Source organism: Legionella cherrii (assembly GCF_900635815.1).
Classification (GTDB): Bacteria; Pseudomonadota; Gammaproteobacteria; order Legionellales; family Legionellaceae; genus Legionella; species Legionella cherrii.
Window position 1 is genome coordinate 2223578 of the sequence record NZ_LR134173.1, and the last position, 23879, is coordinate 2247456.

Genomic DNA, 23879 nt, shown 5'->3' on the forward strand with positions numbered 1-23879 from the left:
AATAATTTGATCTGATTTTTTTATCTAACAAAGCCTCTCAACATTCAAGGGCAACAAGAGTGTTTTGGGCTCTCTTGCACAAGTTCAGCCATGTTGAAATTTTTGTATTGTTTAATACACTCTTTATTAGAATAGTCCGATTCAGAGTGTTAACTATAATTATCAGACAATAAGAAAGAGAAATTGGATAATAATAATAAGGATGTTCTCTCATGAAAAAAATTATAGTTTGTGGCGCATTATTTCATTTAAGCATGGTTCCAATATATGCTGCACAAACTCCAGCTATTCTTTCTGAAAGCATATCTACGAATTTCAAATCTCATCAAGGGATACAAAAAGCAGACACAACTAACCCCAAAAAGAACACGACATCAAAAAAGCCGCAATCAGTTGGAATCAATTGTGATTATCGGATTTCTGGTGACACTCAAAAAATTGATAAAGCCTTGGTTGTAAGGTGGGCCGAATATGCTGTGCTCCATTCTTTTGATTTTGATTTTCAGTCTTTTGATACCCAGTTAAAAAATTTAAGAGCTTGCTATACTAAAAATGGGTGGACTAGTTTCGTTAATGCATTACACGATTCAAAAAATATTAATTCAATTAAAACTCAAAATCTAATGGTGAGCAGCAGCTTAGATGGGGAAGTTCAATTGATTGATACTCAGGAAAATCAGTGGCAAATGAATGTGCCCATTAAAGTTTTTTATAAAAATGATAAAGAAGAGGTGACGCATTTCCTTAATGTTTACATAGTTATCAGCTGGAGAAACGCATTTAAACTCGGCATAGCTCAAATTGTCGCAACACCACGTGCTGCCCCGTTATCTCAAAAAGCAATAACAATAAGAGAAGCAATGAAAGGTTTCTCTTTGAGTGTAACTCAGCAAATGGATAATGTTGAAAACATACAAAAAACGGTTGGTTCGTTTCTCACTTCGTTATTCACCAGGGCTCCAATAAAATCTTTTTCTGAACTAGATAAAGCACTAAACCTGCCCAAATTATGTCTAAAATCAGTGCGCGATGATGCAAAAAAGACCCGACCTCAATTACAAAAACATCAGGTACAAAATCATAAGAAATCAATGGAAGCTCAGCCAGTAAATTTAGCTTCTATTGATAAAAATCCTGAGGAAGTTGTAGCGATAGCAAATCCTTCCAAAGCCAATGGATTTGAATGGGCTCAAAATCAGTTGCTTGCTATTAAATCAGATTTCGTGGATACAAAATTGCCTCAGTTATTCACCTATTTGAAAGAACAAGGTGCAGTTGGATTAAAGGTTGCATTAGAACATTTAGATAAAATAGAAACGCTGAAAACTCAAAATTTAGATAGCCAACAGAGAGACAAGAAACGTCAACTCGCCAAAAATAAAAAAAATCAATGGAATATTAGTTTCCCCATGCAACTAGTCCACCCAAATGATAAAAATCAAATTACTCAATTAAATGTAAATTTAACCATAGGCAGGAAAAACAGTGGTGAGCTTGTCATTTTAAAAACGAACGCTATTCCTAGTGTTAATTCCTCATCTTTCAATCATGCTGAAGTTTTGGTATCCAATGCGCATATCCCTTCCATTAACCAGCGACCTGGTTCCATGCAACAGACTAATAAAATTCAACCTGTACAAGCTCTCGAACTTTTGCAAGCCACGCAGGTCCCCAAAATAATTTTTAACACTACTTCTGAACTACTAAAGACCCCAGAGGCTATCAATTGTGAATTCAAAGTTCCGGACGGAATCACCAAGATCGATGAAGAACTAGTTAAAAAATGGGCTGAAAATGCCGCAATCCAATCTTTTGATTTTAACTCGGATTCTATAGATACTCAGTTACAGAAATTAAAATCTTGTTATACAGCAAAAGGTTGGGAGCACTTTAAGAATGCTTTAGATAAATCAGGAAACATTGAGGCAATCAAATCACAAAATCTTATGATGAGCAGTAAGGTGAGTGGTCAAACAAAACTCATTGCAACACGAAATAATCAATGGAATATGGAGTTACTTTTACAAGTTGTTTATCAAAACAAACAAATTAAAGTAATTAAATTTTTGAATGTTGATTTAACCATGGAGCGTAAACCTTCTGGTGATTTTGGTATTGCGCGAATTATTGCTACCCTTAATGATCCCGCTAACGCAAATACAGCAGTGACTCATTTATCCAATAAGAACATTGACCCAGTTCAAAAAGCGCAACAAGTTCAAGCAGAACAACAAAAGAAAGCAGAGTTGATTGATTGTGATTATAAAGTTTCTGCTGAAACTCATGAAATCAATGAAAACATTATATCGGATTGGGCTCAGTATGCTGTAACAAAATCGTTTAATTTTGACTCCGAGGCCATAGATTTACAATTGAAGAAATTGCAGTCTTGTTATACCGAGCAGGCTTGGTATGAGTTTATAAGTTCCTTGGAAAAATCAGGCAACATGAGAACATTTAAAACCAAAAAATTAAGGGCAACAAGCCAAATAGATGGAAAAATACAAATTGTTGAATCTAGGGACAATACATGGACACTAACCCTTCCTTTAAAGATTAATTATCAATATGAAAATGGGAATGTAATCCAATTACTTAAAGTTGATTTAACTATAGGTCGGAAAAATACTGGTGGCCTTGGGATTATCCAACTCAATTCCTCTTTACGTGTCGCTTCTATACCAAGAAGTATGGAGCTTCTTGCAAATCCTGAGTATGCATTCGGTTAAAAAATGAGGGAAATGGGGGAGGGGGGCCATCCCTAGTGCAACGGGAGATCTCCTATTATAAATAAGATGCTACAGCTTGGAGATCTCTCGTTGCACTAGGGATGACGTTGGCTCGTTGTGCACCAAGAATCAATTTTTTTTCAATTTAAATGGCAAATATCTTGGTTCCCAAAACATATCTGCTACCAATTTCTCCAAATCTGCGTCATGGTTTTTTTGCGCAAGGCCAGAATCGATTGCACAACGTGCTACAGCTACTGCTATTTCCTTAGCAACAGTTTGGGCATCATCTAGAGAAGGTAATAAAGGTAAATAACTTTCCTTTTTACTCGGTGCAAATTTACATAATGCATGTGCTGCAGCCAGAATCATTTCCTTTGTTAATTTTGTTGCATTAACAGCAAGTACTCCCAAGCCTATCCCGGGAAAAACCAATGCATTATTGCATTGAGCAATTTGTACCATGCGATTATGGTATTCAACAGCAGGAAACGCTGTCCCTGTAGCAATTAATGCCCGTCCTTGACTCCATGTTAAGATATCTGCAGGTTTCGCTTCGCATCGTTCATCAGGATTTGATAATGGAAATATAATAGGGCGTTCACAATTAATGGACATCGTCTCAATGATGTCTTGAGAGAATGCTCCTGGTTGAGCAGAACAACCGATAAGAATAGTCGGTTTAACATGTCTTACAGTATCAGTCAGTGAAGGGTGTTGTTTTTCATTGATAGCCCATGCCTCAATTTCTTTGGAGTTACGAGCATAGCATTTCTGTGCCTCAGTTAGGTCAGGGTCAGTATTGAGTAATAGCCCTTGGCGGTCTATGAGCCAAAAACGTTGATAGGCTTCTTCATGACTGAGTCCTTCGCGAACCATAGCGTCAATAATCTGATCGCTAATCCCTGTTCCTGCCGATCCTGCGCCAAATACCACAATACGTTGTTCATGTAATTTTGAACCGGTTACATCGCATGCCGCCAATAAAGCAGCTAATGTCACCGCACCAGTACCTTGAATATCATCATTAAAGGTACACAGTTGATCTTGAAATTTATCCAGAATGCGTCGTGCATTGCCTCGACCAAAATCCTCCCAGTGTAAAAAGGCATTGGGGAATTGTTTGTGAATTTCATGAACAAAGGTTGAAATGAATTCATCGTATGCTGCTGAATTAATTCGTGGATGGCGGCAGCCCAGGTACATGGGATCATTAAGAAGCTCTTGGTTGTTTGTACCTGCATCTAGAAAAATTGGCAGGGTACGGGTCGGCTCAATACCGCCGCATAAACAATAAACCATCAGTTTGGCAACAGGAATATCCATGCCTCCAATCCCTTGGTCCCCAATCCCCAGAACACCTTCTCCATCGGTAACCACTATTACATCAATTTCAGGATTGGATCGATTTTTTAATATTTCATCGATTTGATTTTTATCTGAATGAGAAATATACAATCCTCTCGGCTGCCTGTACTCATGACTAAAGCGTTTTACAGCGGTTCCTACTATAGGGGTATATATTACAGGCAGCATTTCACCTAAATGCCGATTGATTAATTTATAGAAAAGGATCTGATTCTTATCATGTAAGTTATTGAGATAAATATTTTGTTGTAACCGTGTGGTATAACTCGAATATTGTAAGTAGGCGCGTTTGACTTGTTCATCCAATGTTTCAACTCGATGAGGAAGCTTACCTAAAAGTCCAAACTCTTTTCTTTCTTCATTAGTAAATGCTGTACCCTTATTTAATTGGGGCGTAGTAAGGAGTGGTTTACCACAAAGAGAAGTTTCAATATATTGTTCTCCTGTTTGCAGATCACGTAGCAATTTAAAATCAAGCATGGTTATCTCTTAAGATGGCGTTAGCAGTTGTCTAATGATAATATCGCTTTTTTGTAGTTTATAATAGGTTGAGTATGAATAAATATTTGGCAGTGCTATTCGTAATTTTAGGAGTGACATCATGTTCGCAAAGCAATGAACATTATTACAAATCGCACCCCAATGAATTGCAACAAGCGATAAAGAGTTGTCCAAAAAGACAACCACGGGGCTTGACCTGCGACCAACTCGAAGCCCTTGCCAATCGGATGAACCAACTGGCTTATCAATTACAGCTCAGTCCCCAAGGTTTTGGGAAAAAAATACTGGCTTTGCAGGAAACCATAGCAAAGCAGCAGGAACAATTAAAAACTGGGGCTACTAATACCAATTTACAAGCCGAGTTAACTAAAAACAAAAGTGACTTAACGGATCATTTGGCAGTAGTAAAATGGTTTGAATCACCAACGAGTTAAAAATGAATGTATTGATAAGTAATGATGATGGAGTTTTTGCACCCGGAATTAATGTGCTGGCAAAAGAATTATCAACTTGTGTGACTGTTGATGTGGTTGCGCCAGATAGAAATCGAAGCGGAGCAAGTAACTCTTTAACTCTGTCTCAACCCATAAAAGTCAAAAAACTGGACAACGGTTATCATAGTGTTGAAGGTACACCGACTGATTGCGTACATCTAGCAATAACCGGTCTTTTAGATACTCAATTTGACATGGTTGTTTCTGGAATAAATGATGGTGCTAACTTAGGGGATGATACTCTTTATTCCGGCACTGTAGCTGCCGCAGTGGAGGGGCGCTATTTGGGTTTGCCTGCTCTTGCGATTTCTATGGTGGGAGATAACATTCAACATTATGAAACAGCCGCTATTATTGCCAAACATTTGGTGATGAAATTGAGCAAACACAGCCTTCCGTCACAAACTATTTTAAATATTAATGTTCCTGATATGCCATTACATCAATTAAAGGGTTTGCAAGTAACTCGCTTAGGAACTCGGCATAGCGCGGAACCTATTGTGAAAGACCGGGATCCCAGAGGACGTCCTATTTACTGGATAGGCTTGCCTGGACCACAAGCAGATGCAGGTCCTGGAACTGATTTTTATGCAATAAGCGAAGGGTATGTTTCAATTACACCACTTCATTTGGATATGACGAATTACAAAATGTTTGATCAATTAGCCAATTGGCTCAATGGGATCCGCATCGAATAAAACAATTGTGTTTGAGGTAATAAATGATAGGTACATTTTGCAAAAGATTATTATGTCTTTTCCTCGTCATCACCTTAGTTGGATGTGGTAGCAATTTAGCTCCTGTCACTGAGTTAAAATGGAATCCCTGGCGCCAACAAAAAGTTTATGTTGTAAAACATGGAGATACACTCTTTTCCATTGCATTTCGTTATGATACGGATTATAGAACTCTGGCACGCTTGAATCATATAAGCCCCCCCTACTCATTAAGGGTTGGGCAGGTAATCAACTTACAAGGTATTATTCCAAGGCACAGGCAAACAGTTCATCGAAGCGTTCCAATGAGGCATTACTCCATGAGACCTCCAACAAGGCCTTATGTCATTCATTCGCCTGCAAACCGATTTGCTCGTTCTCCTTCAGGATGGTTGTGGCCTGTGAGTGGGCGTGTAGTTACCTCCTTTGTCCCTGAACAAGGTAAAAAAGGCATAAATATTGCTTCTAGAAAAGGAGAGAAGGTAATCGCTGCGGCAGCTGGGGTAGTCGCCTATGCTGGAAGTGGCCTGGCTGGTTATGGTAACTTAATTATTATCAAACATAATTACGGTTATTTAACTGCTTACGGGAATAACTCAAAAATTATGGTTTCCGAAGGACAACATGTAAGAGCAGGGCAAATTATTGCCGAAGTTGGGGTTGTAGATCGTAAATATACCGGTGTTCATTTTGAAATCAGAAAATCGGGTATACCAGTCAATCCTTTGAATTATCTACAAAAAGGTTGACAGATAGCTTATAGTTATAGCAACAATAATCTTTGTTTTGAAGTATAATGTAGTTATGGAATAAATTTCGCAACATGACTAACACTATAGGTGAAAAAGAATGCACGAAGACGATGAGTCAATTAAAGAACCGGAACTTAAGGATGGGGAATGGACTGAACCAGACGATGAATCGCTCTTAATGGCTGAAGACATTGATTCGCTTCTTGAAAAAGATGATGAAGATGAAGAGCTTCATGATTTTACTGATGATATCGCATTTCCTACTTTTCGTGGCAAAAATGCTCTAAAAATGATGGATGCGACTCAACTGTATTTGAGCGAAATCGGATTTTCTCCTTTACTTAGCGCTGAAGAAGAAGTGCATTATGCAACCCTTGCTTTGAAGGGGGATGTTGCTGCCCGAAAAAAAATGATCGAGTCCAATTTACGTTTGGTCGTTAAAATTTCACGTCGTTATCTTAATCGTGGGTTGCCGCTTCTTGATTTAATTGAAGAAGGCAATTTGGGGCTAATGAAGTCCGTAGAGAAATTTGATCCGAAACGAGGTTTTCGATTTTCCACTTATGCGACATGGTGGATAAGGCAAACGATTGAACGTGCAATCATGAATCAAACCCGAACAATTCGCTTACCTATCCATGTAGTTAAAGAGCTGAATGTGTATCTTAGGGCGGCAAGGCAACTCACCCAAAAATTAGATCATGAGCCTTCACCCGAAGAAATTGCGGAAATGGTTGATAAGCCTCTGGAGGATGTGCAAAAACTGCTGGGGTTAAACGATAAGGTAACTTCTGTAGATACCCCCATAGGCTTTGATGAAAATAAATCACTATTGGATACGATCGCTGATGAAAACAGTGTGAATCCTGCAGAACTCTTAACCAATGAAAATTTACGCTTACATATAGAATCTTTATTGGATAAATTGACTGAAAATCAACAGCAGGTTATTGCAAGAAGATTTGGCCTGAGGGGTTTTGAAAAAGCAACTCTGGAGGATGTGGGTAAGGAAATTGATTTAACAAGAGAACGTGTTCGTCAAATTCAAGTTGAAGCATTAAAGACATTGCGTGGTTTGTTGGAAAAAATGGGATTAACGCAGGAAGATTTGTTTTAAAGAACCTCTCCCGCTTGCGGGAGAGAGTTAGGTTAATGTATTAGTTCGGTTTTTTCTCAGCCTGATTTACGGACACTCAAAATTTGCTTTAAGCCCTTGCCAGCAGTTTGCGTAATCTTTTTGCATCTGAGGAATACGCATTGCTTGTTCCGTAACTTGCCATACGTCCTTTGTTTCAAACATAAAGGCTAAGGTATTTAAATAAAGTTCAGGTTTAAGTTTTTGTGTTGCAGCCTTTTCGTAACTTATTTGATCCGGCCCATGGGGTGTCATGCAATTATGAATACTTACTCCACCGGGAGAAAATCCCTCTTTTTTTGCATCATACTCACCTCGAACAAGGCCCATGAGCTCATTCATGTAATTACGATGGTAGTAAGGAGGTCTAAAGGTATGCTCAGCAACCATCCATCGAGGAGGGAAAATGACGAAGTCTAAATTGGCTACGCCGGGTGTATCACTTTCTGATGTTAATACTGTGAAAATACTTGGATCTGGGTGATCAAAACTTACCGAATTAATTGTATTGAATAAACTCAAGTCATAACAATAGGGTGCATAATTACCATGCCAGGCTACTACATTAAGCGGAGAGTGATTGCATTTTGCTGTCCATAATTTATTTTGATACTTACAGATCAGAGTGACTTCAGTAATACCTTGTTCAAATGCAGCAAGTGGATATTGAAAATGTCGAGGGTTAGCTAAACCGTTTGCGCCTATAGGTCCTAACTGAGGCAGAGTCAGCGGATTACCGTTGTTTTCACAAAGGTATCCTTTGGTTTCAGGACCAACAAGCTCCATTTTGAATTTAACACCGCGGGGAATGACGGCTATCATACCAGGGCAAATATTTAATTTTCCAAATTCAGTGTGTAAATTAATTTCGCCAGAGTAAGGAACAAAAAGCATTTCTCCATCATTATTAGCAAAGTATTTGTTTTGCATGGATCGAGTACAATGATAAAGATATGCATTCACATGTTGACTTCCAGCAAGGTGGAACATTCCTTCTACAAAATCAAAATCCTCTTCTTTAAATAAATCTATGGGAGACCAACGTAAGGGATTAGGTGACTGTTCTGCATGATAGGGTTTAAACAGTTCCATTTCATAGGCTTGATAGTTGCCTTGAACTACAGAAGGTAGTATTCGATAAAGCCAGCTGTGCAAATTATTTTGCCTTGGACGAGTAAAGGCCGTTCCACTTAATTGTTCAGCATAAAGCCCTAAGTTACAGTGTTGTGGTGAATTTTGGCTGGTGGGTAAAGCACCTGGAACTGCTTCAGTTTGATGATGATTACCAAATCCTTGCAAATACACTGTTGATCTCCTTTAGCGTTTATGATTCATTGAATAGCTTAGATGTTTGTATTCGTCATCCCAAGTCAACGAGGGAACACCAGAATGTAATTCGGGATGATAGGGGCAAATAAAGCATCAAGGCTACATTTCAAAAATTAAAAACTTAATGTTGGTGGCTACTATAGTCTAAAAAAGTTAAAAATGTCGAGCCTAAATGAAAGTTAAGTTATTCTTTTTAACAAAAGAGCATGTATAATTTATACAAAATTAAATAAGGTTTTGAGGTAGTATTATGGCAGGTCATAGTAAGTGGGCAAATATTAAATTCCGTAAAGGGGTTCAAGACGCAAAACGTGGAAAAATATTTACTAAATTAATTCGTGAGATTACCGTAGCAGCACGTATGGGAGGAGGGGAAGAGTCCTCCAATCCGCGTTTAAGAGATGCGGTTAAAAAAGCGCTTGGTGCAAATATGAAGCGTGATACAATTGATAATGCCATCAAACGTGGTGTTGGCGGACTTGATGGCGAAGCAATGACCGCAATGCGTTACGAAGGTTATGGACCTGGCGGAGTTGCGGTTCTGGTAGATTGTTTATCTGATAATAAAAATCGAACTGTCTCCGAAGTGCGTCATGCATTTACGAAAAATGGTGGCAATTTGGGAACGGACGGTTCAGTATCTTATCTCTTTACCAATCAGGGAGAGATTTTGATGGCATCTGGTCAGTCTGAAGAACAGGTTATGGAAATTGCGATAGATGCAGGAGCCAGTGATGTTTCTGTAGATGAAGGACAAATTGAAGTAATTACTCCTGTTGAGGCCTATCATAGTGTATTAAATGCGCTAACAGAGGCAGGCCTGGAAATTGAACAATCTCATTTAACCATGCGGGCACAAACTTTAGTCCCTATCGACGATGATTCAGCAGAAAGTCTTTTAAAGTTAATTGATATGCTGGAAGACCTCGATGATGTGCAAGAGGTATATAGCAATGCTGAATTTTCAGAAAAATTATTAGAATCAATGAATTAATGAGCATTATTTTAGGGATAGATCCCGGATCAAGGATAACCGGATACGGTCTGATAAAAGAATCAGACCGTAAAATCGAATACATTGATAGTGGCTGTATACGTACTAATCCAGATAGTGAGTTAAGTCAAAAATTATTGCAAATCTATGATGGTATTTGTCAATTAATGGATCATTATTCACCAGCCGAAGTTGCGATCGAACAGATATTTATGCATGAAAATCCCAATTCAGCGTTAAAATTAGGGCATGCTCGCGGCGTGGCGATGGTTGCTGCAGCATCACATCGCGTGAAAGTAAGTGAGTATTCAGCGCGTGAAATCAAGCAAATGGTGGTTGGTTATGGGGCTGCAGAAAAAGCTCAGGTAAGCCATATGGTTGTACATCTTCTTGCATTGAATAAGGCACCACAAAAAGATGCTGCGGATGCATTGGCTATAGCAATATGTCATAGTCATATGCGTCATAATTTATCATCTGTAATTGGCAGACGAGGATTGAGGAGACGGAAGAGATGATTGGTTGGTTGGATGGGCAGATTATAGATAAGCATCAACCAGGAAAATTGGTTCTTAATGTCCATGGCGTTGGATACGATGTTGAAACTTCATTAAATACCTTTTTTCAACTAGAAAGCATCAATGGTTCTATAGGATTACATATACATACAGTAGTGCGTGAGGATGCTTTATTGTTATATGGTTTTCTAGAGCGACAAGAAAGAGAGTTGTTCAGAGCGTTAATTAAGGTAAATGGTATTGGCCCCAAAGTCGCTATGTCGATACTTTCTAGTACTACTCCGAATGAGTTTATACAATGCATTCAACAGGAAAATGCCTCTTTTTTAATGAAATTGCCTGGTATAGGTAAAAAAACTGCGGAGCGTTTGGTTGTTGAAATGCGTGACAGTATAAAACAATTTTCTGGCTCCGTTTCTAACTCACTGAGTAAAGCGATTCCTCTGATGAATGGGCCAGATGAAGCAGTGAGTGCTTTAGAAGCCTTAGGCTATAAGCCTCAAGAGGCATTAAAAGCAGTCAATAAGATAAATGATGGCTCTAAAAGTTGTGAACAGTTAATTCGTGATGCACTACAAGTTTTGGCGGTTCGATAAGGTAACAAATGGTTGTTTAAGTGTTTTTAGCCTGGATTACGCTACATTAATTCGGCTACAGAAAATAAAAGGTTCACCTTATTTTTCCTCGATAGGAACAAAAAATCTTACAATTAAACCGGTGCCTTCTTTTGGAGTATCCAACATGAGTCTTCCACCATGTAACTCGGCAATCTGTTGAACTATGGCCAAGCCAAGACCACTGCCTGGGCTCTTGTTTCCGAGGACGCGGAAGAAACGTTCAAAAACACGCGATTGCAATTCTGGAGGAATACCTGGTCCATTATCACTGACCTCAAGCATTATCTCATTTTGCAGTTTAGCTAAACGCACTATAATCCGACCATGTTCATTACAGTAACGTATCGCGTTATCTACAAGATTACGAATTAATATTCCCAGCGCAGTTGAGTTGCCATAAACAGTTAAATTTTCAGCATCGCTTTCAAATTCAAGGTCAATTTGTTTTTCCACAGCAGCTGGTGCAAGCATGGCAAGTATTTCGCGGGTTAGCCTGCTTAAATTGACTTCATCCTTTTCTTCCATATGAGCCGCTTCGGGTACAAGTCGACTCATAGTTAGTAATTGTTGGACTATATGGGTACTGCGATTAACGCTTGCAATAAGTTTTTGTAATGCCTGGTTTTTTTCTTCCACGTCATTAGAATGCAATGCAACTTGTGCTTGGGTTTTAAGTGCAGCCAGAGGTGTGCGTAATTCATGTGCTGCATCAGCAGCAAATCGTTTTTCGCGTTCAAATCCTTCTTTAAGTCTAAAGAACAATTTATTTAACTCATCGATCACCGGCTTAATTTCTTCAGGTACCTCATGCAAATCAACAGGCTCAAGATGGCTGGGAGCACGGTTGGCTACCTCTTCGGCCACTTTATCTAAGCTATCTAATCCTCGACCAATAATAATCCAAATTAGCAAACCAGATAATGGAAAAGTTAAAAGCATAATGTAGAGATCATCTTGCGCGATTCGATGACCCAGTTCATTTCGTGTATCGTAACGCTCGGCTAAAACAGTACGGATTCCTGCTTTATCATTGTAGGTAGTGAAAACACGCCAATCTTGTTTTGATATTTTTTTATCACTAAACCCATCTACTTCAGAGGTTAAAGGGATTTTGGGGGCTGAAGACGAGTGTAACAATAATTTTCCACCATTGGTCCAAACTTGAAAATTAAACTTATCCAGGTAGTTTTCCGGAGGTTCTTCATTCAAAAATCGTTTTTGATAGTAGGTATCAATTTTTTGAGGGATCGTTTCAAGTGCTTCTTGAATTTTAGACAGAGGGCGCTCATGAAGATCATCACCTAATAACGCTTGATATGAAAGAGCAGAAACGGCCATTAAACTGTCCAAGTGATCTTGAATGTCTTTTTGATCCAGGTAATAGTTACCTATAGCAGTTAATGTGGTCGTTATAGTAATTGCCAACAATAGATTTATGAGAAGAAATTTTCTTATAGATGATTTCACGATACAGCTATACCATCATTTTTTTCTGCCATATATCCAACACCTCTTATCGTCCTGATAAAGTTGGCATTAAGCTTTTTACGTAAATTATGTATATGAACTTCCAATGCATTACTGTCTACATCTTCTTCCCAGCCATAAATGCTTTGCATCAGTTGTTCGCGGGATAAAACTTGCCCGCTGTTTTCGAGAAGCTTTTGTAAGAGTGCGAACTCTCTGCGTGGCACATTAACTAAAACATCATCAACGAATACTGAGTGAGCAGCCGGATCCAGGGTAATATTTCTATATTGCAGAACTGAATCAGCACGACCTTGTGACCGTCTGACCAGAGCTCTGATTCGTGCACTGAGTTCATTGAGGTCGAAGGGTTTTATCAGGTAATCATCTGCTCCACTATCCAAGCCTTTTACTCGATCTTCGACTGATTCGCGAGCAGTTAGAATAATAATGGGAGTAGGATTGCCATCATGTCGTACACTTTGTAATAATGCGAGTCCGGAGAGTTTAGGTAAACCTAAATCTAAAATAATTAGCTCAAATGACTCAGATTTTAAAGCGGCACGAGCGGCTTCACCATCTTTAAGCCAATCTACAATATAGCCAAACTGGGTTAAGCCGGTTTTAACCGCATCACCAAGTAACTCGTCATCTTCAACTAGCAATAGTCTCATTCTTGCTCCTATTGTTTTTCAAGGCCGGTTTCATCCATATGTTTTGTAAGATAAAAAGCTTGAATTAACACAAAAAGCAGAGTAAAACCAACCCCACCAAATAACTTAAAGTTAACCCAGGCATCAGTATTGAAGTTATAGGCAACATAAATATTTACTGCACCCATTAAAAGGAAAAATAATACCCATGCCATATTAAGCCTATGCCATATTTTTCCAGGGAGTGTTACGTTGGCTTCCATCATTTTTTGGATTAATGGCTTACTTCCAATATAACCCGAGCTGAAAAAAGCAAGAGCCGAGAGCCAATAAATACCTGTTGGTTTCCATTTAATAAACCAGGGATTGTGGAAGAAAAGCGTTGCCCCCCCCAAAACCATGATGATGGCGAGGCTTATTAAATGCATTTTTTCATAATGTTGGAATTTTAATCTGTAAAAAGCTACCTGACTTAAAGAGGCAATCATAGCAATAGCTGTCGCGGTATAGATACCAAAAAATTTGTATACTATAAAAAATAAAACTATAGGAAAAAAATCAAATAGTAATTTCATATATCTTAAATACAATAAAATAAGTTACTTTGATTATAACACAAGTTTTTGTGCTCTCCTCCTTGCTTTATACCAGAAATGAAAAATAATTGTTAATAACGTACAATTGTGGAGTTCATAAAAACGATCCGCCTATTTAAGGATCAGAATGATAAAAACCTAAAATCAAAAAAAATCTTCTTAGTTCTTCCTAAGACAAAACTAACCAACGAATAATTTTTGTCCAGAATATAATGGGTCATTCCGCTTAAGCCCTGGGTTTAATGCAATGATACGTTCTATGCTGGTTTTATGTTGTTGGGCAATGGCGCTAAGGCTGTCGCCTTTTTTTACAATATATTGAATGGGTTGATTTACTTTTTTCCATATCAAAAGTTGTTGCCCTTTTTGTAATGGTTGATTGCTTGCTAATTTATTCCATGCCTGAATATCTTGGGGACTGACACCATAAGTTTTTACCAGTTTTTGGTACGTATCATTTTCCTGAACAATGTGAATGACACGATGATTTCGTACCGCTGCTATTTGATGTTCCAAGGGGATGGTCGCAGCAGCGGGTTCTTTTTTAACAACAGCAGGAGCATTTTTGGTACTGGGGATCAAAATGGATTGATTGGGGCTAATTTGATCAGTTGTTAGCTGGTTTAATTGTTTTATTAAACTAACTGTTGTGTGATATCGAACGGCAATGTTGTCTAGGCTATCTCCCGGTTGCACGGTATGTTTTTCCCAGCTTACCCGTTTTTCCTCAGGAAGATTGGCAAGATTTAAAATGAATTGGTGTACTTTCTGCGCGGGAATAAGCAATTTAATCGGTTTATGGGGATCAGTGGTCCAACGATTAAATCCTGGGTTTAATTTAATTAACTCTCTATAGCTAATCCCCGCCATTTTTGCAGCGTGATTCAAATCAATTGGGCTTCCTATATTTACTTCCTGGAAATAAGGAAGATAGGGAATTTCAGGCAATATTAAATGATATTGACCTGGATTTTTTATGATTTCCGCTAAGGCAAATAGGCGTGGAACATAAATTTGAGTTTCACTTGGAACAGGTAATTCCCAAAAATTTACTGAGCGATTCCCTGTGCTTTTGATCGCCCGATCAATCGTGCCTTCTCCGGCATCATAAGCTGCTATGGCTAATACCCAATTGCCATTAAAGAATTTATTGAGATACATCAGATAGCTTAGTGCGGCATCAGTTGATGAGCTGATGCTACGTCGGGCATCAAACCACCAATCTTGTTTTAAGCCTAAACCTGCTCCTGTACGTGGCATTAATTGCCATAATCCAGCAGCACCAGCTCCAGAGTATGCAAAAGGGTCAAAAGCGCTTTCAATCATGGGGAGTAGGGCCAATTCACCAGGAAGCTTTCTTTTTTTTACTTCAACAATTATATGATAAATGTAGGGTTCGGATTGACGACATACTTTATGAAGATAGCTCGGATGAGCAACCAGCCATCTAATTTGCGCTTGTACTTCAGCTCGTGACGTTTCATGATTTAAAGAGAATTCATTGCGTAATACTTCCCATACATCAGGCGCTGCAAGTGCTAATGACCCATTAGTAATACCAAAAAAAATGAGTAAACAGAATAAAAAATCTTTTATTTTGAAAAACTTAATTTTCAATGGCTATTACCTATGAATATTATTGGGTATCGAGTTTACTAAAATTAGTTATAGGATTAAACCCTTTTTGCATTCAACTAATCCATAAAGAACCAAATTAATCCTTTTTGGTTAAATTATTTAAATGAATTTTTTTCTTCTCTTAAAACTCTAAATATTTCTAATGAGCTCTTTGATGTCGCTCCATGTGTCAATGCGTATTTTTGCACTTCTGCTTGATCAGTACGTAAAAAGGGATTAATCAATAATTCTTGTTCTAACGTTGACGGAAGGGTACAGGAATAGGGTGAGTTTTGTATTTTTTGCAAGTATTTTTGAATCGTAGAGTTATTAGGTTCTACTGTTTGTGCAAAGCGTAAATTTTGTTGGGTATATTCATGGGCACAAAATATTTTTGTGGTGAGAGGTAATGCTTTAAACAGATTTAGTGATTGATGCAATTGCTCTAAAGTTCCATCAAAAACACGCCCGCAACCCGCTGAAAAAAGTGTATCACCGCAAAATAATAATTTTTGCTGAGGTTCATAATAGCTAATATGGCTTGAGGTATGTCCTGGATTGAATAAAATTTTGAAAACACATTTTCCCACGTTAATAATTTGATTCTCTTGCACCGTAGTATCTATATTGGGAATGCGTGGATCACTGGGACCGTACACTGTGCAGGAGTGATAGGCCTTGAGTAATTGACTTACACCACCAATATGATCTTGATGGTGGTGAGTTAATAAGATGGCACGCAATTTTAGCTGATTTTCCTGAGCAAATTGCAATACTGGCTCTGCGTCACCTGGATCTACGCAGTCAAATAAGCCTGTGGTTTTGTCAACAATCGACCAAATATAATTATCTGAAAAAGCAGGAATAGGAACAATAGTCATGAATGGCTCTCAATAAGGTAAGAGGAAACACCTGGATTAAAATAAACTTTCAGTGAGTTTAATACTATTTGCATTTCTTCAGCTAAGGTAAAAGGGGGATTGATTATCCATAGACCACAACCAGTCATACCCTCGATGGAAGTTGATGTCAGACTAAACTCAATGTGTAAACTATTTTTGGCGTTAATTTCTTTCATACCTCTATTGAGTTTATCCGTTAATTTTTTATTGACCAATGGATACCAAAGACAAAACACTCCTGTAGCAAAACGCGAATAAGCATGTTTTATTGCAATGGGAATTTCTTTATATTCTTCTTTTACTTCAAACGAAGGATCAATAAAAATCAGCCCTCTCTTTTCTGGCGGAGGAAGTAATGCGTTCATCGCTACTATGCCGTCAGTATTGCTAAAATGTACCTTTTTATTCAAGCGATGCAATTGGTTCAGTGCTTCAAATTCCCTAGGATGAAGCTCGCAAAAATACATTCTATCTTGTACCCGTAATTTATTTATGGTTAAAAAAGGCGAACCGGGATAGGATCTTAAAGCATGAGTAGGATTAAGCTTCTTAATGACTTGAATGTAGTCTTGAAAAACAGGAGGAAGTGAATCTCGTTCCGACCAGACCAATTCAATACCCTGTTTGTATTCTTGTGTTTTTTCAGCTTGTTTGTTTTTTAAATCATATAAACCCTTTCCTGAATGCGTTTCAAGATAAAATAGGGGCTTTTCTTTACGAATTAGGTAGTCCAGAAGACGTGTTAAAGCAATATGTTTGATTACATCTGCAAAATTTCCTGCATGATAGCCGTGTTGATAACTGAGCATGTGGTTCCTAAAACATTTTTAATGATTGTCTACTATACTCTTTTTAAGACAGTATAAAAGGGGAAAGCTATGGGACTTCACGAAGATTATGATGACCAATCATTCTCTGATTATAATTATGATGACGATATTGACTCTTCAGATCATCGAAAGAACGTGAGACGTATGCTCGAAGAAAAGCTAGAGCGTAAACGTTTAAAAGAAGAGTTTAAAGATGATTTTGATGAGTTGAGTGGTGATTTTGATTGGGATATTTTAGACAAATAATTATTTTGACCCCGGCCTAGACGTTTAACCCAGGGCAAATAACCTTTAAGTGCTTGCTTTGCACACTATCTATTTCTTAGAGTTGCGGCTTTAAGTGTATTTTCAAGCAATGTCACTATAGTCATAGGCCCTACACCTCCTGGTACCGGTGTAATCCATGAAACTTTGTTTACTGCGTTTTTAAAATCTACATCGCCGCGAATACTGCCATCTGCTAATCGATGAATACCAACATCGATGATGATGTGATCTTTATGAAGCCAATCGGTATCAAGAACATCCATTTTCCCTGTTGCTACGATAACCAGATCAGCGATGTGTACCAATTTTTCTAATTGTTGGGTGAATTTGTGGGCAATTGTGACTGTTGCTCCAGCCAGTAGTAATTCTAAACTCATAGGCCGACCAACAATATTCGATGCGCCAATCACAAGCGCATGCTTTCGTTTAACCTCAATCTGATAATGTTTCAATAAGTTCATCACACCCAGCGGGGTACATGGACGAAGTAATGGATTACGCTGAGCGAGCCGTCCTAAATTATAGGGGTGGAATCCATCAACATCCTTTTCTGGTTTGATGTGTTCAATAACTACTCGTTCATTGATATGTTTGGGTAATGGGAGTTGAATGAGAATTCCATCAATGTGATCAAAGTGGTTTAAATCATCGATAAGCTTAAGTAATTCTTCTTGAGTTGTTTCTTCAGGTAAGTCAAAGGAGTGCGAGCTAATACCCACCTCAGCACAAGCTTTACGCTTGTTCGCTACATAAACAGTAGAAGCGGGATCGTTGCCAATAAGAACGACAGCAAGGCCAGGTGCTCGATGTGTTTTTTTTAAAAACTCGTGTACGTGTTCTTTCAATATATCTCGACGAAGAGAAGAGACGACTTTTCCATCAATTAGAGATGCTGACATAGTTACCCAGAAGAAAAGCAAGGTAATAAATTATGAATTAGAGGGGGTGGTAATGCAATAGGATTAATGGGGCTAGCGTCATTCCTCAGCGCCCAATCATTTCTTGCATAGCGTGGTTGCGCTAGCTATTAACCCTGTGTCTCAATAAATTGTAAGCCCAAGCTACGATATAACTTCCAATGAAGGTACTAACCGATACGGCTATTCCAGCCAGCAAACATTGGAGAAATGAAAAATCATAGGTAATGTATATTGCCCCCATCGTGCCATTAAAGGGCTTCCCAGTGTTAAAAATTAAAATCATCAATCCCATAAAAAAGGTAGATGTTCCAGAGAGAACGCCAAGAGATACGCCTAAGGAAACGGGATCTATTTTCCCAAATGCCATGATAATTACCTTATTCTTCATAATAACCAATTCCATTATTAATCATTATTCTAGTCATGGGAAGTGGTTGCATAGCTGGGATAAATTAAAAATGTGCATTCATAAGGATGAAATGTTGTAATTGCAAAGAGAAAGAGCATAAATGACGCAAAAGGTTTACTGAAGAAGTATGATTGACTCATGAGCTTGCTGTGTCTATACTGGAAAATCATTGATTTTATGGTAAATATCGTGGATGAACTAACTGAATTACTTAGACCATCTTGGGGTGCTGAAAAATGGATTTTAGAAGGGTGGAACAAGATTACTGCAGATGAGAAACAACTCATTAAAAATAGGATAAATGAGTTATTTTGCGATGGTTTACCTTTTGAGCTTCAATCTGACAAACTTTTTTATATTTATACATTTTCACTTTTAGCACAGCTCGAAGTATTAGCCGTTCAAATTCCTCTTAAATTTGAATCCAAAATGTCTACTGCGGAATACAGAGAACGCATGCGTCAACAATTACTAGACGAAATATTTCATGGTTTAGTATTTACTAAAATTGTTTATATGCTGTGCGCGCCTTATGCCTCTCCACCTCCATACAGTCCTCAGATCGAAATTATTTGTAACTATATACGTAATGAGACGTGTCCCAAAGTAGCGATTATGTTGCTTAATCTTATTGGTGAAGGATGGATCGAAGAAATTTTTGAGAGTTTGCATCGATATGGTGTGGCACCAAAAGTATTCAAAACAATTCTAGAAGATGAACATCGCCATGTTTGCGAAGCAGATTTATATCGTGATATTGGATTGCCAGACGTTGACCAAATAAGGCCAAAAATTGCTTATTTGGAAGAACAATTGATAACCAATATTTTTATGCAATATAAATATATGTCTTCTGTATGTGCTTTATTAGGCGTCGAAGGGGTCATTTATTTTAAAGAGTCTCTCAATAAAAAACATACGCAGCAACTCAGCAAAGTGAATCTCCAACCTAGTGAAAATTGGAAAAACTTTATTGAATTTGCGGATGAGGTATTACCAAGAGTTCAAAATTATACCGAATCAAATCGGGAAGTGGAAATGACTCCCATTCGAAAAGTCTTCATGACTCAGTGGGATGGTCCAAGTGATCCAACCATGACAGGACAGTTTAGTGTCGATATCTCCTGCCTCGATTTTTTTAATAAAAAATTTGCTTCAGAGACTTTGACTACGTTGATGTTGCAGGCTGTTAGTTCGTGGATGACCATATCCGATCATCATAGAAATTATTTAAGTTTTAGAAAAATCTTTCAAACCAAAGAGGCTTATGTTGGTCTGGTTGTTATGTTACCAGGCTGTGGTGATCATTTAGGGACTATTGTTTTTGAAAATTGTCATAATCTTAGTTTTTATGAATTATCCGCAAAAATTCGAACTATAGTGTCTATGATGGTTTATTGTTATAAAAAACGCGAGCAACTAGAAAAAACAAATCCACGAGTACAACAGCTCATGAAAGATATGGTTTATGAATATGCTTATAATACTTATCCATATCCACTTGCAGGAACTCCCTATATTACGCTAAGTAATATTGGCGTGTTTGGCTATACGCAATCTATGGCTCCTCTTCGCAAAACCGAGGCCATGAGATTTACTATAATGGAAGTTGACCGAAAACTTGTTTGGCAAAAAGATACTCAATCATTCGAACCTAAAGATATGCTGCCGGTATCCATCAGTGCGGACCATCGTATTTTTGATGGTAATTCTACGGTTCCAAGAATGGTAGAAGAAAGGTTTCAGAATATGTTTGCCAAAATGTGTAAAGAAAAACCGAAAGCAAAACAACCAATACATCAGCAGGAGCAATTGCAATTACTTTTAGATCAACTCATTGCAACAAATATCGAAATGGGCTACAAGACTTTAATGTTATTGCAAACTTGCTGGTATGATTTTATTTCGATTGAAGAGTGTTATATAGCGTCCAATTATCATGGTATTGCACACAACCAGGATCAAACTCGGGAAACGACACTTATCTAATGTAATCAAGTAGAAAGTTGTATATCCATGCAACAATATAACTACTAATGAATGTGTTGATGAGTACTATAGCTGCACCTAGGCCAGCATTAGCCAGAGAGGGATTATAGGATAAATACATAGTTCCAACCATGCCTACAATGGGTTTATCAGCAAAAAAAACAAATGCTGCTAGACCCATAAAAAATGAAGCAATTGCTGATGGAATACTAATAGAGATTCCCAAAGCAAGCGGATTAATTTTAGTGAACTCCATGATTTCTTATCCCTACTATCAATAAACAATTCATTCTATTATTAATCATTCTTCTTGATATGGGAAGCTCATTTTTGTCAGAAATTTTAAAGGAGTGACTCAACTATTTTGTAGAAAAATAGGAATAATAAGCGATAATTCAGAAATAGGAATTTACAATTGAAGTATTTCTATATTAAATGTTCAATAAAGTTCTAATTGCTTGAATAGATTAGGAAATAATGTTAATTTTTTTTAAAAACCAATTTCCTTTCTTCAACCCGCCAAGGGCATGGAGCTCTGATTGAAAAAAACTGCTTTATTTTCATCCTTATTTTCACTGACGGTGCCTATATATGTTTATGCACTTGGTTTAGGTGAAATGAAAATAGAGTCAGCTTTAGGCCAGCCTTTTCTTGCTGAGATTGCGCTAATTGATGTCCACAATATTTCTTTGTCAAATATCAGGGTGGGGCTTGCTGATCCACAAAGCTACCAAAGTTTGGGGATTGAGCGTTCTGAAGCGGTTGGTGCTCTTTTTTTCGATTTGAGACAAAATAAACACGGATTTGTTATACAAGTTCATTCCAACGAACGGATGACAGAACCTTATATGCAGCTTATTGTGGACTTAAACTGGCCTAAAGGACAAATCTTTAAAGTTTATACTGTTTTGTTAGATCCACCAGGGTATAAATTAACGAGTACTATGGCGCAAAGTGGTTTAACTTATCAGAGGAAGTTCTCAAACTATCAACAGAATACAACGGCCTCTTCTGGAGAATATCAAGGTGAGTCTGGCGAGAAAAAGAAAAAAACAATTTATGGTCCTACAGTGTCCAATGAAAATGTATGGCAAATTGCTCAAAGATATAAAACTTCAGACGCAATTTTACCGCAAATTGTTCTTGCAATTGTGGGAGCAAATCCTGGGGCATTTATTGATGGGAATTTAAATGGATTAAAAACAGGTGTTCGCCTTAAAATTCCTTCTGCCCAAGAGTTCCTCGAGGTACCAGCTGATTTAGCTACAGTTGAAGTAATGGCTCATGATAAGTCATGGAATGAAAAAACAACGATCAATCATGTGTTGGCTCCACCCTATATGACAGGACAAACATCCAATGCCGCGACGGTTGAGTACTCTCAAATACCCCCTGTACCAAAGTTTTCTGAGACCGAAGCTTCTATGCCCGACAATATTTTGTCTTCAATTCCGTCTTTGGTGACTCCGAAACAAGTAAGTCCAGAACAAAACAGGACACTCAAGGCTGAAATATCAATAACCACTGCTGCAGTAGATTCCTTAAGAGAGTCTAATGCTCTGTTGACAGAACAATTGAGTTTTTTACAAGCACAAAATAAAAAACTGCAAGGTCAATTGGATGAACGTGATAAAGAACTTCGATTAATACATAACCAAATTCAAACCATGATGAAAGAGCGAATGGCAATTGCAGGACAAGCAAGTTCCATGAACTCAGCCAACAATTCATCTTCCGAATTTTGGCTTTTAGTCATACTGTTACTTATTGGTGGAGGCGCTGGTGGTCTTGCTGCTTATTTCTATTTAAAACGATCGGAGCAAGCAAAAAGAAGAGTGGCTCCTTCTTCAGCAGCGGATAGATCTACCTTAACATCTTCTTCGAGTCAGTCCATTATTAGTATGAAAGAAGGGATGGTTACGCAAGAACCACAGCAGGAAGTAACGCCAGAAACCAAATTAAAACAGTCTGATTTAACTGCTGAGCCTGAGTTAACCCCTGAGCCTGAGTTAACCCCTGAGCCTGAGTTAACCCCTGAGCCTGAGTTAACCCCTGAGCCTAAGTTAACTCCTGAGCCTAAGTTAACCCCTGAGCCTAAGTTAACCCCTGAGCCTGAGTTAACCCCTGAGCCTGAGTTAACTCCTGAGCCTGAGTTAACCCCTGAGCCTGAGTTAACCCCTGAGCCTGAGTTAACCCCTGAGCCCAAGTTAACCCCTGAGCCCAAGTTAACCCCTGAGCCCAAGTTAACCCCTGAGCCCAAGTTAACCCCTGAGCCTGAGTTAACTCCTGAGCCTGAGTTAACCCCTGAGCCTGAGTTAACCCCTGAGCCCAAGTTAACCCCTGAGCCCAAGTTAACCCCTGAGCCCAAGTTAACCCCTGAGCCCAAGTTAACCCCTGAGCCTAAGTTAGCCCCTGAGCCCGAGTTAACCCCTGAGCCTAAGTTAGCCCCTGAGCCCGAATCAACCCCTGGGCCTGGATTAAATATAGAGTCGGTTGATGAGTTTGCAGAAAGAAATTCTCTTGCGATTGAACCTCAATCCACAACAACAAATGATGAGCAATTATTGGAAATTACCCCGACTGAAAATGAGAATAAACCATCTTCTCAGACAGATGAAGACAAAAACCCTAGTAGTGATATAACTCAGGAAGATAATCTTTTGGAATTTGAATCAGGTCTACACCATGTACTTACAACGAATCCAGCTCCCAAAGAAAATAATTTTCAAGAGCAAATCAGCGAGGATGGAAATAGTGTGGAGTTTGTTCCTTCTGTTCCTGTCGATTTACCACCACAAAAAGAGGATGAAACCCAAAATCTGTCCTCATTAAAGAACAAAAAAGCATTAGATACACTGTTAGCTCTGGCCAGAACTTATATAGGTATGGAAGATATAGAATCTGCATTGCATTCTTTAAATGAAGTCATGGAGCACGGAAGTCAATCACAAAAGGCAGAAGCACAAAGTTTAATTGATGAGATCAAAGGGAAATCCTAATTTTGCTGTTTTCTTCCCGGGCGCAGCCTGGCATCCCCATCGGAACATCGTACTACTGCATATAAATCCTTTGCTAC

Annotated in this window: 22 protein-coding genes; 11 read left to right on the forward strand and 11 right to left on the reverse strand. The window is 38.3% G+C overall.

The window, feature by feature from the left end:
• Positions 1-212 precede the first annotated feature (212 nt).
• Positions 213-2729 carry a DotI/IcmL family type IV secretion protein gene (locus EL022_RS09365; RefSeq protein ID WP_028381930.1) on the forward strand — a complete coding sequence of 839 codons (2517 nt, stop codon included), beginning with the start codon at positions 213-215 and terminating at the stop codon, positions 2727-2729.
• Between the two features lie 129 nt (positions 2730-2858).
• Here the strand turns inward: EL022_RS09365 and EL022_RS09370 are convergent, their stop codons facing one another.
• A complete protein-coding gene (locus EL022_RS09370) occupies positions 2859-4577 on the reverse strand; it encodes an NAD-dependent malic enzyme (RefSeq protein ID WP_028381929.1) in 1719 nt (572 codons plus the stop codon).
• A 74-nt stretch (positions 4578-4651) separates the two neighbouring features.
• Here EL022_RS09370 and EL022_RS09375 point away from each other — a divergent pair, with 74 nt between their 5' ends.
• From EL022_RS09375 to rpoS, 4 genes are all read left to right on the forward strand, one after another.
• Positions 4652-5032 carry a hypothetical protein gene (locus EL022_RS09375; protein WP_028381928.1) on the forward strand — a complete coding sequence of 127 codons (381 nt, stop codon included), beginning with the start codon at positions 4652-4654 and terminating at the stop codon, positions 5030-5032.
• A gap of 2 nt (positions 5033-5034) precedes the next feature.
• On the forward strand, positions 5035-5790 hold the full coding sequence (gene surE / locus EL022_RS09380; RefSeq protein ID WP_028381927.1) for a 5'/3'-nucleotidase SurE: 756 nt from the start codon (positions 5035-5037) through the stop codon (positions 5788-5790).
• A 23-nt stretch (positions 5791-5813) separates the two neighbouring features.
• Positions 5814-6557 (forward strand): peptidoglycan DD-metalloendopeptidase family protein, encoded by a 744-nt coding sequence (locus tag EL022_RS09385; protein ID WP_028381926.1) that lies wholly within the window; start codon positions 5814-5816, stop codon positions 6555-6557.
• 100 nt (positions 6558-6657) lie between these two features.
• Entirely contained in the window at positions 6658-7677 is a 1020-nt protein-coding gene (gene rpoS, locus EL022_RS09390; protein WP_028381925.1) for an RNA polymerase sigma factor RpoS, read from the forward strand.
• Positions 7678-7743: 66 nt separating this feature from the next.
• On the opposite strand, the gene hmgA is transcribed toward rpoS, so the two are convergent.
• Positions 7744-9000, reverse strand: a complete 1257-nt coding sequence (gene hmgA / locus EL022_RS09395) for a homogentisate 1,2-dioxygenase (protein ID WP_028381924.1) — start codon at positions 8998-9000, stop codon at positions 7744-7746.
• A gap of 274 nt (positions 9001-9274) precedes the next feature.
• On the opposite strand from hmgA, the gene EL022_RS09400 reads away from it, so the two are divergent.
• Genes EL022_RS09400 through ruvA form a run of 3 tightly spaced genes read left to right on the forward strand, consistent with a single transcriptional unit; the run spans position 9275 to position 11132 of the window.
• Positions 9275-10018: a YebC/PmpR family DNA-binding transcriptional regulator gene (locus EL022_RS09400; RefSeq protein ID WP_028381923.1), complete on the forward strand. Its 744-nt coding sequence runs from the start codon at positions 9275-9277 to the stop codon at positions 10016-10018.
• Positions 10018-10536: a crossover junction endodeoxyribonuclease RuvC gene (ruvC, locus tag EL022_RS09405; protein ID WP_028381922.1), complete on the forward strand. Its 519-nt coding sequence runs from the start codon at positions 10018-10020 to the stop codon at positions 10534-10536. Before EL022_RS09400 ends, ruvC begins: the two co-directional genes overlap by 1 nt.
• Positions 10533-11132: a Holliday junction branch migration protein RuvA gene (gene ruvA, locus EL022_RS09410; protein WP_028381921.1), complete on the forward strand. Its 600-nt coding sequence runs from the start codon at positions 10533-10535 to the stop codon at positions 11130-11132. Before ruvC ends, ruvA begins: the two co-directional genes overlap by 4 nt.
• Positions 11133-11210: 78 nt before the next feature.
• Here ruvA and EL022_RS09415 read toward each other — a convergent pair whose 3' ends face one another.
• The 6 genes from EL022_RS09415 to EL022_RS09440 form a co-directional block, all read right to left on the reverse strand.
• Positions 11211-12620 carry an ATP-binding protein gene (locus EL022_RS09415; RefSeq protein ID WP_058387604.1) on the reverse strand — a complete coding sequence of 470 codons (1410 nt, stop codon included), beginning with the start codon at positions 12618-12620 and terminating at the stop codon, positions 11211-11213.
• The gene (locus EL022_RS09420; protein WP_028381920.1) at positions 12617-13294 is read right to left on the reverse strand and encodes a response regulator; all 678 of its coding nucleotides are present in this window, start codon (positions 13292-13294) and stop codon (positions 12617-12619) included. The genes EL022_RS09415 and EL022_RS09420 overlap by 4 nt, the downstream gene beginning before the upstream one ends.
• 8 nt (positions 13295-13302) lie before the next feature.
• Positions 13303-13848 (reverse strand): septation protein A, encoded by a 546-nt coding sequence (locus tag EL022_RS09425; RefSeq protein WP_028381919.1) that lies wholly within the window; start codon positions 13846-13848, stop codon positions 13303-13305.
• A gap of 201 nt (positions 13849-14049) precedes the next feature.
• Positions 14050-15486 carry a lytic transglycosylase gene (locus EL022_RS09430; protein WP_028381918.1) on the reverse strand — a complete coding sequence of 479 codons (1437 nt, stop codon included), beginning with the start codon at positions 15484-15486 and terminating at the stop codon, positions 14050-14052.
• 116 nt (positions 15487-15602) lie between these two features.
• Positions 15603-16367, reverse strand: a complete 765-nt coding sequence (gloB, locus tag EL022_RS09435; RefSeq protein WP_028381917.1) for a hydroxyacylglutathione hydrolase — start codon at positions 16365-16367, stop codon at positions 15603-15605.
• Entirely contained in the window at positions 16364-17197 is an 834-nt protein-coding gene (locus tag EL022_RS09440) for a 23S rRNA (adenine(2030)-N(6))-methyltransferase RlmJ (protein ID WP_028381916.1), read from the reverse strand. The genes gloB and EL022_RS09440 overlap by 4 nt, the downstream gene beginning before the upstream one ends.
• Before the next feature lie 69 nt (positions 17198-17266).
• On the opposite strand from EL022_RS09440, the gene EL022_RS09445 reads away from it, so the two are divergent.
• Positions 17267-17464 (forward strand): PA3496 family putative envelope integrity protein, encoded by a 198-nt coding sequence (locus EL022_RS09445; protein ID WP_028381915.1) that lies wholly within the window; start codon positions 17267-17269, stop codon positions 17462-17464.
• A gap of 65 nt (positions 17465-17529) precedes the next feature.
• Here EL022_RS09445 and folD read toward each other — a convergent pair whose 3' ends face one another.
• Positions 17530-18384: a bifunctional methylenetetrahydrofolate dehydrogenase/methenyltetrahydrofolate cyclohydrolase FolD gene (folD, locus tag EL022_RS09450; protein WP_028381914.1), complete on the reverse strand. Its 855-nt coding sequence runs from the start codon at positions 18382-18384 to the stop codon at positions 17530-17532.
• A gap of 121 nt (positions 18385-18505) precedes the next feature.
• Entirely contained in the window at positions 18506-18793 is a 288-nt protein-coding gene (locus tag EL022_RS09455) for a hypothetical protein (protein ID WP_237761271.1), read from the reverse strand.
• Positions 18794-18952: 159 nt separating this feature from the next.
• Between EL022_RS09455 and EL022_RS09460 the strand changes: the two genes are divergently transcribed.
• The gene (locus EL022_RS09460; protein ID WP_241972151.1) at positions 18953-20803 is read left to right on the forward strand and encodes a 2-oxo acid dehydrogenase subunit E2; all 1851 of its coding nucleotides are present in this window, start codon (positions 18953-18955) and stop codon (positions 20801-20803) included.
• Here EL022_RS09460 and EL022_RS09465 read toward each other — a convergent pair.
• The gene (locus EL022_RS09465; protein ID WP_028381911.1) at positions 20796-21059 is read right to left on the reverse strand and encodes a hypothetical protein; all 264 of its coding nucleotides are present in this window, start codon (positions 21057-21059) and stop codon (positions 20796-20798) included. The genes EL022_RS09460 and EL022_RS09465 overlap by 8 nt on opposite strands.
• A 283-nt stretch (positions 21060-21342) precedes the next feature.
• Here EL022_RS09465 and EL022_RS09470 point away from each other — a divergent pair, with 283 nt between their 5' ends.
• Entirely contained in the window at positions 21343-23802 is a 2460-nt protein-coding gene (locus tag EL022_RS09470) for a FimV/HubP family polar landmark protein (protein WP_197718058.1), read from the forward strand.
• Positions 23803-23879 lie beyond the last annotated feature (77 nt).